Origin of the sequence: Billgrantia endophytica (assembly GCF_002879615.1) — a bacterium.
Classification (GTDB): Bacteria; Pseudomonadota; Gammaproteobacteria; order Pseudomonadales; family Halomonadaceae; genus Halomonas; species Halomonas endophytica.
This window is the reverse complement of record NZ_PNRF01000020.1, coordinates 66,749-80,204: the sequence shown is the minus strand read 5'-3', so window position 1 is coordinate 80,204 and position 13,456 is coordinate 66,749. Positions and strand designations below refer to the sequence as shown.

The following is a 13,456-nucleotide window of genomic DNA, read 5'->3' as shown; positions in this document are numbered from 1 at the left end:
AATGGCAGAGATTGGCTCAGGGTTCGCCATGCAGAAACGTGACACCCGACGCCACCAGCAGGCGGCGCAGGGCGCGGCGGCCCAGAAGCATGGGGTGGCGCATGTTGCGGCGGTCGGTAAGGGTCAGTTCCACCATCATTTCGAGCTTGCCGAGTTGCACGGGTGTTCTAATCACGTAGCGCCATTCCGCCTGCCCGTTGGAGCTGGTTACCCGTCGCCTGTCGTGCAGGTGCATACGAATCATGTGGGGCGGTGTGACAGGTCCTCCGCTGCGCGTGGTGAAGCTGACCCAGAGGTGGCCATCCTCCTCGTAGAGTTCGATATCCTCTGCGTGCAGGGCCGACGTGCGCGCACCGGTATCGACCTTGGCGCACACCGTCATGCCTATCTCCGGCAGGGTCACCATCTCGCGGCGACCAATGACGGCCTTTGGGGTATAGGGCAGTTCCTTCATCGTATCACTTCCACATATCCATACTCAGTGGCCGAGTCCGGCGAGTCGTTGGCCGATGACGGTGTCCGGTCCGGCTTCCCGCAATGCCATCAAGACCGGTAGCCGCAAGCGCGGAATCAGGGCCAGGTCCCGGGCCACGGCGGCGAAGTCTGCACGCGGCTCCTCGGCAAGTCGAGCGAGAAAGCGCGGCAGGCGCTCGGCATCCTCCAGGTGTGCCCATCCACGGCCGGCGAGAGCCGCCAACAGATCGGGGCCACAGGCGTCCGGGTCGGCGAGCAGCGTGTCGAACCAGTCGCCTACCAAGGCCGGCGATCCTCCGCTCACGGCGCGCACACAGGCGCAGAAGCGTTCGATGTCACCCTCGGCCGCGGCCCGCTCACCCCTGTGACGCAACGCCCGGGTCAACGCATCAGGCACCTGCCTGTGCTCCAGACAGTAGCATAGCGAAGTGAGCACTTCGTTGGGCAGGTCGGTCAATCGAGCCGACAATAGCTGGCTGGTGTCGTCGTCCAGGCGCACCACGTAGTCGGCTAGGCCCTGGAGCCCCAGCGCTTGCCAGTCCAGTGCCTGTTGTCCGCTCAGGTAGGCTTCCACCGGCTCCAGGTGCGGGCTGGCCGGCATGTCCATGTCATGGCTTGCCCGGGCATGCAGCATTGCCTGAAAGGGCAGCGAGGGCGTATAGGCCAGGGGGTTGTCCTGCATCAGGTTATCGATCCTGCCATCGCCTTTGCCGCCAGCGTGCTGAACGCTGCGCCCCAGGGTTTCCAGCAGCCGCTGCAGGAAGGCGTCCCGGGGGGCGGGCACCAGTAGACCCTGCTCATCTATCGGAAGGGCAAGAAACCAGATCAGTGGATCGGGCGCATCGCCCAGGCGAAAGACCAGCCCCAGCCTGGCCTGTCCCTGCCATGGCTGGGGCCACGGCGTATTGCCGGCCTCGAAGCTTTCCAGGACCTCGAGGTTGCAGGGTTCGACGCGGCGCCCCAGGTGATAGGCCCGTACCTCGGCGCCAGTGCGCACGAAGAAATCGTGAAGCGTGTGGATCGGCTGCATGACGACTCCTCTCTTGGAGCGTGCACTCTACCTTGCAGGGCAAGGGCTTGTCAGCCAACTCCCGGGGGACGTCGACCCGGCCTGGCTGATCAAGAAGTGACCATTGCACCGAGGGCCGCGGCTCATCGGGGACGGGGGACGCTTTCCATAGTTTATCCACAGGCTCTTGCAGTGAATCTGTGAACAGGACCAGCCGGTGGGGATGGCCAGTGCTTCGCAGGAACGGGATACTATAGGCCAATGCAAGCGAGGTATTCGAGATGACCGTTCATGAGGAACTCGACGTGGCATTGCGCCGCCTCGAGGCTACCCTGAAGGCCGCCGATCTATGGCGAGTGCCAAGGCCTGAGCCGGAGGCCTTCGACAGTGGGCAGCCGTTCTGCGTCGATACCATGGAGATGCCGCAGTGGTTGCGCTTCGTCTTCATCGCCAGGCTCGACGCGATGGTGGAGAGCCGGGCCCCCTTGCCGGAAAGCTGCCAAGTCGCTCCGGCCGCGGAGGTCTATCTCAAGCAGGCCGGCATTCGGACCAGTAATTTCCTGCTGCTGGTCAAGTCCCTCGAGGAGGTGGATCGCATCATCAACGAGGCCTGAGACGTCGAGAGCTATCAATGCACAAGCCCACCAATCCGGTGGGCTTGCCTGTCTTGCGGAAACCGTCAGAAGCGGTAGCTGATACCCGCCATGAATACCCAGGGGTCGATGCTCACTTTCCCGGCGTCTTCGCCATTCAGGCTGGCATCGGTGTCGATGTCGATATACCAGGCGGCGGCGTTGATGGCCCAGTTGTCATCGAGCAGCACGTCCAGGCCCAGTTGGCCCGCGGCGCCCCAGGAGCTGCTGAGGTCGAGGTCGATGCCCTCGATGTCCAGCTTTTCGCTGAAGAAAGTGGTGTAGTTGAGGCCGACGCCTGCGTAGGGCTGGATCTGTGAACCGCTGCCGCCCAGCGGATAGTATTGCACGGTCACGGTCGGCGGCAGGTGCTTGGTGGACGCCAGGGTGTCGCCGTTGAGCCGGATGTCGTGCTCGAAGGGCAGGGCAGCCAGCAGCTCCACGCCCACTTTGTCGTGGAAGCGGTAACCCAGGGTGAAGCCGAGCGTGGTATCGCTGCGGACGTCGACGTCTAGGGCGCCGTCGACCAGGCTGCCGTTGTCGCTCTTGGGATTGACGTGGGCCATGCCGATGCGGGTGAAGAAGTCGCCTTCGCCATAGGCAAAGGCCTGGGTGCTGGTGGTGACGGCGGCGGCAGCCAGGCCGGCGGCGAGCAGTGTGGGCAGGGCGATCTTTTGCATGAGTGACTCCTGTTATAGGTGCTTGAGCAGCCTGGGCCGCATTGAGGCAACGTTGGTAGTCTACTCAGCACACCAGAAGCTTTTCTTGACTCAAGGCAATAGTTTTTATTGAAATCAATAAGAAATATTTAATATGGTGCTTTTAACGATGTCTGTCTGTGAAGCCTTGCAATACAAGAACGCCGGGCTCTGAGCCCGGCGTTCTTGGTATCGCGTCACAAGATTGAATGATCAGAAGCGGAAAGTCACACCGCCGCCAATGGTTACGGGATCCACCTTGGCGGTGCCAGCGCGATCGCCGTCCACCGAAATGCGGGAATCCACGTCGGCGTAATTGGCAAAGCCGTTGAGCATGAAGTTCTCGGTCACGGCCAGGTCGATACCCACCTGGCCTACGGCGCCATAGGAGCGGCGGGCATCGATTCCCTCCGGCTCGCCGGAGAAGCGAGTGTAGTTGAGGCCGGCACCGGCGTAGGGCTGGACCCGTGAGTCGAGTCCGCCCAGCGGATAGTAGTTGACCAGCAGGTTGACCGGCATGCGATCGACGGAGCCCAGTCCGCTGCCACCAAGGCTCAAGTCATGTTCAATCTTTTCGGAGGTATTGAGCTCAACGCCGATATTGTCATGGAACAGGTAACCAGCACCGACAGTGAAGCCGCGCTCGTTATTGCTGATATCCAGTTCCTGGTCAGACACGTTGCCGTTATCGGAGCGCGTATCGGATTGGGCGAAGCCACCGCGAACGAAGGTGTCGCCAGCGCTGTAGGCCACGGCGGCCTGGCTGACAAAGGCGAAGCTGGCGGCAATGGCTACTGCGGGGATCATGGGGATCGATTTCATCAGACAAGTCCTCACGGTTGAAAAACAGCAGAAGCTGAGTGCCGGGGGAGCCGGCTTTCTGACACTGATGCTAGTATAGGAACAGTGTTTCTAAAAGTCTTGTAAAAATTTATTATGGCGTCGATAGACAGGATGGAGGCAGGGAATCGCGAAATCATGCAGGAATTGTGCACGATGGAAATTTCGATCGAAACAGAAAGTATCTTTTGTTGTATAAGTTTTTCCGCGGCGCAATATTGGCGTATTCGCAAACGGGCCGCCTATCGTCTTCACTAAGGGTAGCGGGGAGAGCGAAAGGAGAAACGATGAGGACTGAGACACCTGTACAGCCTGCATGGCTCACACTGAGCGCCATGTTGTTGGCCGCAATGTTGGCGCTGTGGTTGCTGTTTCGGCCCGAGTTGGTCAGCGGCTTTCCGATGGCAGTCCGCCTGCCCGTGATCGCACTGGGCTGCTGGGCGCTGGGGGCCGGCTTCAGTCTGGGAGCTGGCCTGGTGCCTGATAGCGGCCGGTTGAAACGCTACCTAGGGCCGCCGCTATGCTGGTGGCTACTGGGGAGCTTCACGTTGTTGGTGGTGGCACGCGCGCTATGGGCATGATGGGATGACAAAGGAGCCGCCATTCGCAAGAGCGACGAAACATGCGACGGCACCCGATCAGGTGCCGCCGCGTTGGCGAGTGAGTCCGCCGTTAGAGGTGGGACTCCATCTCGGTGAATTCCGCCTGGACCTTGTCCTGGTGACGCACGGTGATCAGTGAAACCGTGATCACGGCGAGTGTGCAGGCGATGAAGCCAGGAACGATCTCGTACATCTGCGCCTGCAACGCATCGACATTGCCCCACACACCGACTACCGCGGCACCGACGATCATGCCCGACAGGGCACCCATGGCCGTGAGTTTGCGCCAGAACAGTGACAGCAGAATGACTGGGCCGAAGGCGGCGCCGAAGCCGGCCCAGGCGAATCCGACCAGCCCCAGGATGTTCGAGCGTGGGTCAATGGCCAGCAGGCCCGCGACGATCGCCACGACCAGCACGCCCATGCGGCCCATCATGACCTGCTTTTCGGTGGATGCCTTCTTGCCGAAGATCTTGTAGATGTCCTCGACCAGGGCCGATGAGCAAACGATCAGTTGAGAGGACACGGTGGACATGATGGCCGCGAGCACCGCGGCAAGCACCAGACCGGCCACGAACGGGTGGAACAGGATCTGGGACAGGCGCAGGAAGACGGTCTCCGGGTTGGCCAGTTCTTCGCCGCTTCCGTGGAAGTAGCCGACACCGATCAGGCCGGTGAAGACGGCACCGGCGGCGACCAGAACCATCCAGCTGATGCCGATCCGGCGACCGGCCTTGGCGTCGGCGGCCGAACGCAGTGCCATGAAGCGCACGATGATGTGGGGCTGGCCGAAGTAGCCCAGGCCCCAGGCCGCGGCGGAGATGACGGCCATCAGGCTGCCTCCGAACAGGAGCGAGGTGCGGCGCACTTCGTCACCCGGGTTGGCGGTATTGTGTGCGGCATCGGCGGCATGGATGGCGGCGGTGACCTCATCCAGGCCTCCCATGGTGGCGATGGTGATGATGGGCACCAAGATCAGGGCGGCGAGCATCAGCAGCCCCTGGGCGACATCGGTCAAGGAGGCGCCGAGAAAGCCGCCGAACAGGGTATAGGTCAGGGTGATACCGGCGACGAGTATCATGCCGAACAGGTAGTGGGTACCGAAGGAGGCCTCGAAGAACACACCGCCGGCCACCATGCCCGACGAGACGTAGAAGGTGAAGAAGATCAGGATGATGATGCCGGAGACAATACGCAGCAGGCGAGTGTTGTCCTTGAAACGATTCTCCAGAAAGCTTGGCAGGGTGATGGAATTGTTGGATACCTCGGTATAGGAACGCAGCCGTGGTGCCACGAATTTCCAGTTCAAGTAGGCACCGATGGTCAGGCCGATGGCAATCCAGGCTTCCACCAGACCTGCGGCGTAGATGGCGCCCGGCAGGCCCATCAGCAGCCAGCCGGACATGTCCGAGGCCCCGGCGGAAAGCGCGGCGACGCCTGGATGCAGCTTGCGGCCGGCCAGCATGTAATCGTCCAGGTCGCTGGTCTGGCGGTAGGCGTAAAAGCCGATGGCCAGCATCGATACGAAGTAGAGACCGATGGCGATCAACTGAAAAGTTTGATCTGACATGGGAGTTCCCTCAACTCAGGATGGTTGGCTCAGGTTCAGGCGCGGATGCCGGCGTGGCATTGGCAGGCTTGACAGGTTCGCGAAAGGCGCTGGTTCGACTGGGGGCGTTGCTATTATTCTTGCCATGAGCTCGTCCTTTGAAGGAGCATGTTGTGAGCGCTGAACGCTCGATTCAAGGCGGTGGCGCCATTCCCTGCGTAGGTACGGGCATCCCGCCATGCGTCACTCAGGCCGACGCCCCGTTGAGGTGGTCAGCCTGGGTGTGTCAGTCGTCGCCGAGGGCCAATAGCGAGGCGTTGCCGCCCAGCGCGGCGGTATTGACGGTCACGGTCTTTTCGGTGGCAAAGCGCAGCAGGTAGTGCGGTCCGCCAGCCTTGGGTCCGGTACCGGAAAGCCCCTGGCCGCCGAAGGGCTGCACACCCACGACGGCGCCGATGATATTCCGGTTTATATACACATTTCCAACACGTATCTTTTGTGCGATCAGCTCGGCGAAGGACTCGTTTCGGCTATGAACGCCGAAAGTCAGTCCATATCCCTTGTCATTTATGGTGTCGATCACCTTGTCGATCTCACTGGCCTTGTAACGGACGATATGGAGTACGGGGCCGAATTGCTCCCGCTCCAGGGCATCGATACCGTCGATGCGGAAGGCTGTCGGTGGCACGAAGGTGCCGTGAGCCGTGTGTGCCGGATCCAGCCTGGTTTCGGCCAGCAGGCGGCCCTCGGCCTTGAGCTTGTCGATGTGCGCCATGAGGCCCTGGCGGGCCTCCTCGTCGATGACGGGACCCACGTCGGTGCCCAGGTCGCGGGGATCGCCGACATGCAGCTCATCCATGGCTCCCTTGAGTATCTCGATGACGCGGTCGGCCACATCATCCTGCAGGTAGAGCACGCGTAGCGCCGAGCAGCGCTGGCCGGCGCTCTGGAAGGCCGACTGAATGACATCGGCGACCACCTGCTCGGGCAGGGCGGTGGAATCGACGATCAAGGCATTCATGCCACCGGTTTCGGCGATCAGCGTGGGGAGGGGAACGTTATCTCTGGCCGCAAGCGCGCGATTGATGATCTGGGCGGTATCCGTGCCGCCGGTGAAGACCACGCCGGTGATTCGAGGGTCCGATGTCAGCACGCTGCCTACGGTGGGGCCATCTCCGGGCAGTAATTGCACGACATCCCGCGGCATGCCGGCCTCGTGCAGCAGCTCGATTACCCGATGGGCGACGATGGAGGTCTGCTCGGCGGGCTTGGCCAGCACGGTATTGCCCGATACCGCTGCCGCGACGACCTGTCCGCAGAAGATTGCCACGGGGAAGTTCCACGGGCTGATGGCAGCGAAGACGCCCTTGCCGCCGAGCATCAGCTCGTTTGACTCACCGGTGGGGCCGGGCAGTTCGGTCGGTGCGTCGAACAGCTCTTCCGCCCGCATGGCGTAGTAATGGCAGAAGTCCACCGCTTCACGGATTTCATCGACGCCGTCGGTCAGTAGCTTCCCCCCTTCTCGGGAGCAGAGCGCCATCAGCTCGGCCAGGTTCTCCTCCATCAGGTCGGCCAGGCGCCGAATGATGGTGGCACGCTCTCCGACGGGGGTGGCTTCCCAGCGTGGGAAGGCGGCCCAGGCGGCATCCACGGCGCGTGAGGCCTGCTCCCTGGTCGTCCACTGCACGCTGCCCACGCGCTGATTGTGATCGTAAGGGCTGGTGACGACGTGGGTCGTGTCGACATCCTTCGACACCTCGAAGGCCAGAAGAGGGCCGGTGGTGTACGTCTTGTCCATGAAACGCGCCATGGCATCCATCAGAGGTTGGTAGTGGCTGCGTACGTTCAGGTTTACGCCTTTCGAGTTGCGGCGTTTCTCCCCGTAGATGTCCTTGGGAAGAGGGATGTGGGGGTTGGCATGGCTCCGGTATTGGCGGAGGCTTTCCACCGGGTGCACGCACAGCGACTCCACCGGCACCTTGGGATCGACCAACTGGTGCACGAATGAGGAGTTGGCGCCGTTCTCCAGCAGTCGGCGTACCAGGTAGGGAAGCAAATCCTTGTGGGCGCCCACGGGAGCGTAGATGCGACAGTAGGTGCCTTTCGGCGCTCGCTTCAGGGCGGCATCGTAGAGGGCCTCGCCCATGCCGTGCAGGCGCTGGAATTCGAACGCGCGCTGCGCATCGTTGGCAACTTCGAGGATGGCGCTGATGGTATGGGCGTTGTGCGTGGCAAATTGCGGAAAGATGCGTCCACGTGCCTGGGCCGAGAGCAGGAAACGTGCGCAGACCAGGTAGGCCACATCGGTGCTGGCCTTGCGTGTGAAGACGGGATAGCCCTCGACGCCGAGCTGCTGTGACTCCTTGATCTCGCTGTCCCAGTAGGCACCCTTGACCAGACGCACGGGGATCTCGTCGCCCTGGCGTTCGGCCAGTCGATTGAGATAATGCAACACCGGCAGTGCGCGCTTGGAGTAGGCCTGCACGACCAGGCCGAAGTGGCCCCAGCCCTTGCAGGTGTCGCTCTCGTAGATGGCTCGGAAGACCTCCAGCGATAGTTCGAGGCGGTCTACCTCCTCGGCGTCGATGGTCAGTGCCACGTCCCGCTCGCGGGCCATGGCCGCCAGCTTGCGTACGCTTTCCACCAGCTCGCGAAGGATCTGCTTGCGACGGCCGAATTCATAGCGGGGGTGCAGCGCCGACAGCTTGATCGATACCGAAGGGGAAGGCGTCCTGTCGGGCAGTGACTGGCTGGTCTTGCCAACCTGCTCGATGGCCAGGGCATAGTCGTCGAAGTAGCGCTTGGCATCGGCTCGGGTGCGTGCCGCTTCGCCCAGCATGTCATAGGAGTAGGTGTACCCCTTGTTGAAAAGCGGCCTGGAGCGCTTGAGGGCTTCGTCGATGTCACGGCCAAGCACGAACTGCTTGCCCATCACTTTCATCGCTTCGACCATGGCGCGGCGGATGACCGGCTCACCCATGCGGTTGACGAGCCTGTTGATGAAACTGCTGGGCTTGCCATCGCGGGGTTTGTCGAGGGTCACGACGCGGCCGGTCATCAGCAGGCCCCAGGTGGAGGCATTGACCAGCCAGGATTCGCTCTGGCCCATGTGGGCCTTCCAGTCGGCGGGGCCCAGCTTGTCCTCGATCAGGGCGTCGGCTGTGGCCTTGTCGGGTATCCGTAGCATGGCCTCGGCCAGGCACATCAACATCAAGCCTTCGTGGGTATCCAGGCTGTACTGTTGCAGCAGTTCGTCGATGGTATCCACGGCGGTGTCCATTTCACGAACCTCACGCACGAGCTCAGCGGTCTTGCCAGCGATGCGCCGGAAATCATCGGTATCGGCACTCAGCACATTCACTAGCTCATCGACGAAAGCGTTCTCGTCGATCGCATAGTGCTCGCTTATCCTCGCGAAAAGAGCGTCGAGATCCTGCTGCCAGGTGGCAGCGTCCAGCATGTTGTTGGCGTTGAGCATGGGAGGTCCTCCGGGGTTCACCCGTCTACGAACAGCGAGTCCACGGCCACGCACGGGCATCTCGCCCGTAGCCGGTGAATTACCTTGAGGGTAGGGCGCTCCGTGCCAGATCGCTTGTCGATTTCGCGGGAATGTTTGTGGATTTCGCGGCTAAAGGTTGCTGGCGGGCTGGAGTTTAGACTTAAGTAGCATGTTGGGTGCGGTGGATATGGCCAGTGAGTGCAGTTTGTCGAGACGCTGTCGAACTTGGCTGGGAGGGCAGCCGAACGTGTTGCGAAACGCGTGGGAGAGCGCGCTTTGGTGAGCAAAGCCGGTGTTGGCAGCGATTTCCGACAGGGGCAGGCGGCTCTCCTCGAGCAGGCGGCGTGCCGCTTCCAGACGGCGGCGGCGAACATATTGCCAGGGAGAGAGGCCGGTCTGGTCACGAAAACGGCTGCGGAAATGCGCTTCGCTCAGACAGGCTTGCTCGGCAAGATCACCAACGGTCAGCGAACAGGCGAGGTGCTGATCGATGAAGCGGTCAAGCGTGTTCAGGTCCAGACGCCGGGTTGTCGGCGGCGGTGTGTCACCGCCCAGGCGGGCATGAAGGCATCCAAGCAGGGTCGCAGCGAGGCGGTCGCTCTGAGCCGGGGCGTTCCAGCCATCGTGGGTGGCCGCCAGTTCATGCAGGAGGAAGTCGAGGTAGCGCTTCAAGGGATCGTCGAGCGCGAAGAAGCGGGGGGCGTCGAACAGCCGCGACAGCTCGTGATGATAGCCGGTGAGCGAGGGTGCATCGGCAGGCAGGTCGAGTATCAGCTGACGGTTCTCACCCTGCCCCATGTAGTAGTGAACGTGATTCGCCGGAACGATGCATCCGGACAGTGCCGAGATGGTGCCGCCCAATCCTTCGATTTCGAACTCTGCCTTTCCCTTCAGACCGATGACGATCTGATGGAAGTCGTGAGCATGGTGCTGGCTGGCGGTGTCGAGTGGAATCTGGCGAATGGCGCTAGGCATGGGCGACTCCCGGCCTGGATAACGTCTCGTTGCAGCCTATCATATTCGCGCCCCTACCCTTCCTTGGACGAGTCTTCAACGCTCGGTTCCATCGTGCTGCTGATTCCTCAGCCTGGTATGAGCGGCCAGGTGATCACGCAGTGCTGCCAGCTCCTCCTGTCCTGTGTGGTCGAGCAGGGGCTTGCCCTGTGCGACCTTCCAATGACGGCCATGGTCATCCATCAACCGCTGTGCCCGGCGTCTCACGCCATCCAGGTAGTCATCATGGCGAATCGGGTAGCCAATGACGGTGTTCCACTCAGTCTGGCTGATCCGACTCTCCAGTGCTTTATCGAAAAGTTCCAGCATATGTTCCGGCTCGGTGCGATAGCGTGGGGTGCGAGAGAACAGCAGGACCAGGAGCACACTGCCTATAATGAGGGTGCAGACAACGAAGATGAGCAGAAAAAGCGCCATGCGGAAGCCACGTCGGGGAGCCAGGGCTCGATGCAGGAGGGCGAGAGGTACCACCAACGCGGATGGAAGCCTGCAGCGAAATGGAGCGGGTGAAGGGAATCGAATCCGACCCATAACTTATTGACTATAAATGAATTCTTCTGGTCCGTGATATGCGAATGGACAGAATCATGGACTAGTTTAACCCGGCAGTCTGTGGCAGGCAATTTCAGGCATCCACTGCAAGCCGTTCTCAGCTACCGACAGCCATGCGGTGGCGAGTTCCTGCCCGTAGCTGCCATCAGCGCCATCATCCAGCGCCATCATCATGTCCGGTGACGTGCCATGGCCGGTCCAGGTGGCATCACGGCTCTCGCGGGTGATTTTCGCGCCGGAAAATAGAAAGATATGGATTGTTGGGCCTTCACTTCGCGATCGAAGGCCGAGTTCATATCCGTGGCAACGGCTTGGATCTGCTGCCGGGAATCACCCAGCCACGCAAAGAAGGAGCGGTTCGTCGAGCAGGAAGATGGCGTTCTCGTGCATCAAGGCGCGGCGGGTAAATAGAAGAACGGACCTGCCCGAGGTGGGCGAGGTCCGTGTGTGGCTTAGGCTTTCAGTTGGCGCATGCCTTCGGCGAGCATCCAGAGGGCGCGGTTTAGGCGCAGGTTCTGATCGATACCCTGTACAGGGCGGGTACGCTGAGGCCGGCCATTGGCGGTGCGTCCGGACAGCCCTCCCTTGACGAGGTTTTCCTGCACCCGATTGAAGGTCGACCACAGATCGGTCTTGCGGTCATCGAAGCGCCTGGGCATGAGCAACTGACTCTCAGTGACAGGCGCGGGCTTGCTGGGATCGTCATACTTGAGCGCCAGTGCGGAGTGAGCGAAAACATTCTCTTCTCCGGCCTTCAGCATGATCGCACGCATGGAATCGCGCGCTTCCTGCATCTGCTCGAAACCCTGCAGGACTTCGTAAGCGCCTTCGATGACCTGGCCAGTCACGTCACCCTTGTGGGGGACGCGGACATCGGCGAGCGTATCGCCGCAGACCAGGCCATTGTGGCAGACGAATCGGAACATGCCGGCCAACATCTGGTAGCTGCTTGTTCCGTCATGGGAGTTTAGCAGGATGATCTCGTTGGCTTCGTTGCCACTGATCTGGCTGGCGTGGCGAAGGCGGAGCAGATGCTTGGTGTAGTCGCGACGGTCGTCCTTGCGCACGCGGGTCTGGCACACCATGAAGGGCTGGAACCCTTCCTTACGAAGATTAGCCAGCACGGTGGCCGTGGGAATATAGCTGTACCGCTCGGACCGACTTTCGTGCGGGGCTTCCGCGAAAATGGACGGGGCCACGGCACGGATTTGATCATCCGACAAGGGAAGGTTCGCACGTAGTATCGGGGACTGAGATGCAAAACGAGAAGAGAGTTTCATGGTTGTCTCCTAGACGATTGCTGCAAGCGGCACACCGAGACGGAACACCCGGAGTAGCCGGTTGCATAGGATTAAAAAGGGCCCATGATGCTGGGCTGGTAGGCTTCAGAGGTTGAAATAAGGGCGATCACATGCTGTCAGCACCGAGGTGCCGGCAGTATGGATGCGTGAGATGAGTGACAAGGCTCTGGGGCCTTGTAGGTCAGGACGATTCCGCCAGGGCTGGCGCTTGCCCGTCGACGGCTTCGCCTTCAGAGGCACCGCCGTCGGTAGCCGGTGAGTCCTGGGTGGCTGCCGTATTGGGCGTGACAGGGGATGTCTCTTCACGCTCGGAAGGACGGGGCAAATTGGGCGCGGCTTTGTACACTAGCTTGCCATCGACCTTGATCCAGCTCACGAAGAGCAAGCGGGCCTTTAGGCTGACGCCCAATTCGCCGGCACGCTTTCCCTTGGAATAGGTGAAGATGTCGGTCCACATGTCGCCGAGGCGGAATCCGATCAGCACTTTACGTTCAGCGTTGACGGCTTCTTCGCAGCGGCGGACCAAGTGTTGCGCCTCGCTCCCTGCAACCTTCACATCGAAGCGGCGATACTCAGGTGCATCACTGGGACCATTGAGTGCGGCGATATCACAGGCGAGGAACGCTTCACCTTTCCTGGGCTTGACCTCGCGGATGCGATTGAGATAGCCCAGACCCGTGGTATGCAGGTCGAAAAACGATGTATCAGGGTATGAGGTAGCCATGATGAGTCTCCAGACTTGAGAAGCGGAAAGCGGAGGCACACCCGTCCTGCGGAGGGGGAGCCTCCGCATGGGCCGATTGGGTCGGATGACCCAGTGGGAACTATGGTGCATCCCTCATCAGCACGCTGATGAGCGTTCGCGCGGGGGATGCTTCGCGAACTGGATCGATCAACGCAGTCGCAACCGCGCCGTAGCCTCAAGGATTGTGGCTACCTGGGTATGTTGCCGACACTCAGTCGGCGGAACATGGTGGCAGCATGGCACCAGCCTAGCCGATCGGCCATCGGAAAACGGTACGCACGATCTCCCCTATTTTCACTCGTGGAAGAAACAAGCGACTGGGCTTCCCGTCGGCGTCGAACGTGTTGTGCTGGTTGGCGGCGAACCGGGTCTGGCTATCGTAGCAATCGACATTGAGCTGAGATGTATATGTGATCCAGCATGGGTGATGTTGGACGGTGCCCCGGTGCCAGGATGAGTGTCGGACTCAATGCTCCGAAATAGAGCCTGATCCGCCGGCTGCTCGTTGGCTGGTTTACGGGCCACGTGGGCCAAACTGTCC

The 13,456-nt window shown here is 61.2% G+C and carries 13 protein-coding genes; 2 read left to right on the top strand and 11 right to left on the bottom strand.

Going from position 1 to position 13,456, the window contains the following annotated elements; genetic code table 11:
* Nucleotides 1–16: 16 nt before the first annotated feature.
* Both C1H69_RS10460 and C1H69_RS10455 read right to left on the bottom strand, forming a co-directional pair.
* Complete coding sequence (locus C1H69_RS10460) at nucleotides 17–454, bottom strand: ATP-dependent zinc protease family protein (protein ID WP_102653348.1); 438 nt, start codon at nucleotides 452–454, stop codon at nucleotides 17–19.
* A 24-nt stretch (nucleotides 455–478) separates the two neighbouring features.
* Nucleotides 479–1,504 carry a DUF3549 family protein gene (locus C1H69_RS10455; RefSeq protein WP_102653347.1) on the bottom strand — a complete coding sequence of 342 codons (1,026 nt, stop codon included), beginning with the start codon at nucleotides 1,502–1,504 and terminating at the stop codon, nucleotides 479–481.
* A gap of 260 nt (nucleotides 1,505–1,764) precedes the next feature.
* On the opposite strand from C1H69_RS10455, the gene C1H69_RS10450 reads away from it, so the two are divergent.
* Nucleotides 1,765–2,097, top strand: a complete 333-nt coding sequence (locus tag C1H69_RS10450; protein WP_102653346.1) for a YqcC family protein — start codon at nucleotides 1,765–1,767, stop codon at nucleotides 2,095–2,097.
* A 65-nt stretch (nucleotides 2,098–2,162) separates the two neighbouring features.
* Here the strand turns inward: C1H69_RS10450 and C1H69_RS10445 are convergent, their stop codons facing one another.
* Together C1H69_RS10445 and C1H69_RS10440 are read right to left on the bottom strand one after the other, a co-directional pair.
* Nucleotides 2,163–2,795, bottom strand: coding sequence for an OmpW/AlkL family protein (locus C1H69_RS10445; protein WP_102653345.1), 633 nt, complete (start codon nucleotides 2,793–2,795; stop codon nucleotides 2,163–2,165).
* Between the two features lie 231 nt (nucleotides 2,796–3,026).
* Entirely contained in the window at nucleotides 3,027–3,635 is a 609-nt protein-coding gene (locus tag C1H69_RS10440) for an OmpW/AlkL family protein (RefSeq protein ID WP_102653344.1), read from the bottom strand.
* A gap of 305 nt (nucleotides 3,636–3,940) precedes the next feature.
* Between C1H69_RS10440 and C1H69_RS10435 the strand changes: the two genes are divergently transcribed.
* On the top strand, nucleotides 3,941–4,234 hold the full coding sequence (locus tag C1H69_RS10435) for a hypothetical protein (RefSeq protein ID WP_102653343.1): 294 nt from the start codon (nucleotides 3,941–3,943) through the stop codon (nucleotides 4,232–4,234).
* A gap of 91 nt (nucleotides 4,235–4,325) precedes the next feature.
* Here C1H69_RS10435 and putP read toward each other — a convergent pair whose 3' ends face one another.
* From putP to C1H69_RS10400, 7 genes are all read right to left on the bottom strand, one after another.
* Nucleotides 4,326–5,825, bottom strand: a complete 1,500-nt coding sequence (gene putP, locus C1H69_RS10430; protein WP_102653342.1) for a sodium/proline symporter PutP — start codon at nucleotides 5,823–5,825, stop codon at nucleotides 4,326–4,328.
* Nucleotides 5,826–6,090: 265 nt separating this feature from the next.
* Complete coding sequence (putA, locus tag C1H69_RS10425) at nucleotides 6,091–9,282, bottom strand: bifunctional proline dehydrogenase/L-glutamate gamma-semialdehyde dehydrogenase PutA (protein ID WP_102653341.1); 3,192 nt, start codon at nucleotides 9,280–9,282, stop codon at nucleotides 6,091–6,093.
* Nucleotides 9,283–9,432: 150 nt separating this feature from the next.
* Entirely contained in the window at nucleotides 9,433–10,278 is an 846-nt protein-coding gene (locus C1H69_RS10420) for a helix-turn-helix transcriptional regulator (protein WP_102653340.1), read from the bottom strand.
* A 75-nt stretch (nucleotides 10,279–10,353) separates the two neighbouring features.
* Nucleotides 10,354–10,734: a hypothetical protein gene (locus C1H69_RS10415; protein WP_102653339.1), complete on the bottom strand. Its 381-nt coding sequence runs from the start codon at nucleotides 10,732–10,734 to the stop codon at nucleotides 10,354–10,356.
* Between the two features lie 180 nt (nucleotides 10,735–10,914).
* On the bottom strand, nucleotides 10,915–11,043 hold the full coding sequence (locus C1H69_RS24405; RefSeq protein ID WP_276308761.1) for a hypothetical protein: 129 nt from the start codon (nucleotides 11,041–11,043) through the stop codon (nucleotides 10,915–10,917).
* A 278-nt stretch (nucleotides 11,044–11,321) separates the two neighbouring features.
* Entirely contained in the window at nucleotides 11,322–12,149 is an 828-nt protein-coding gene (locus C1H69_RS10405; protein WP_102653338.1) for a DUF932 domain-containing protein, read from the bottom strand.
* A 202-nt stretch (nucleotides 12,150–12,351) separates the two neighbouring features.
* Complete coding sequence (locus tag C1H69_RS10400; protein WP_102653337.1) at nucleotides 12,352–12,894, bottom strand: STY4534 family ICE replication protein; 543 nt, start codon at nucleotides 12,892–12,894, stop codon at nucleotides 12,352–12,354.
* Between the last annotated feature and the right edge of the window lie 562 nt (nucleotides 12,895–13,456).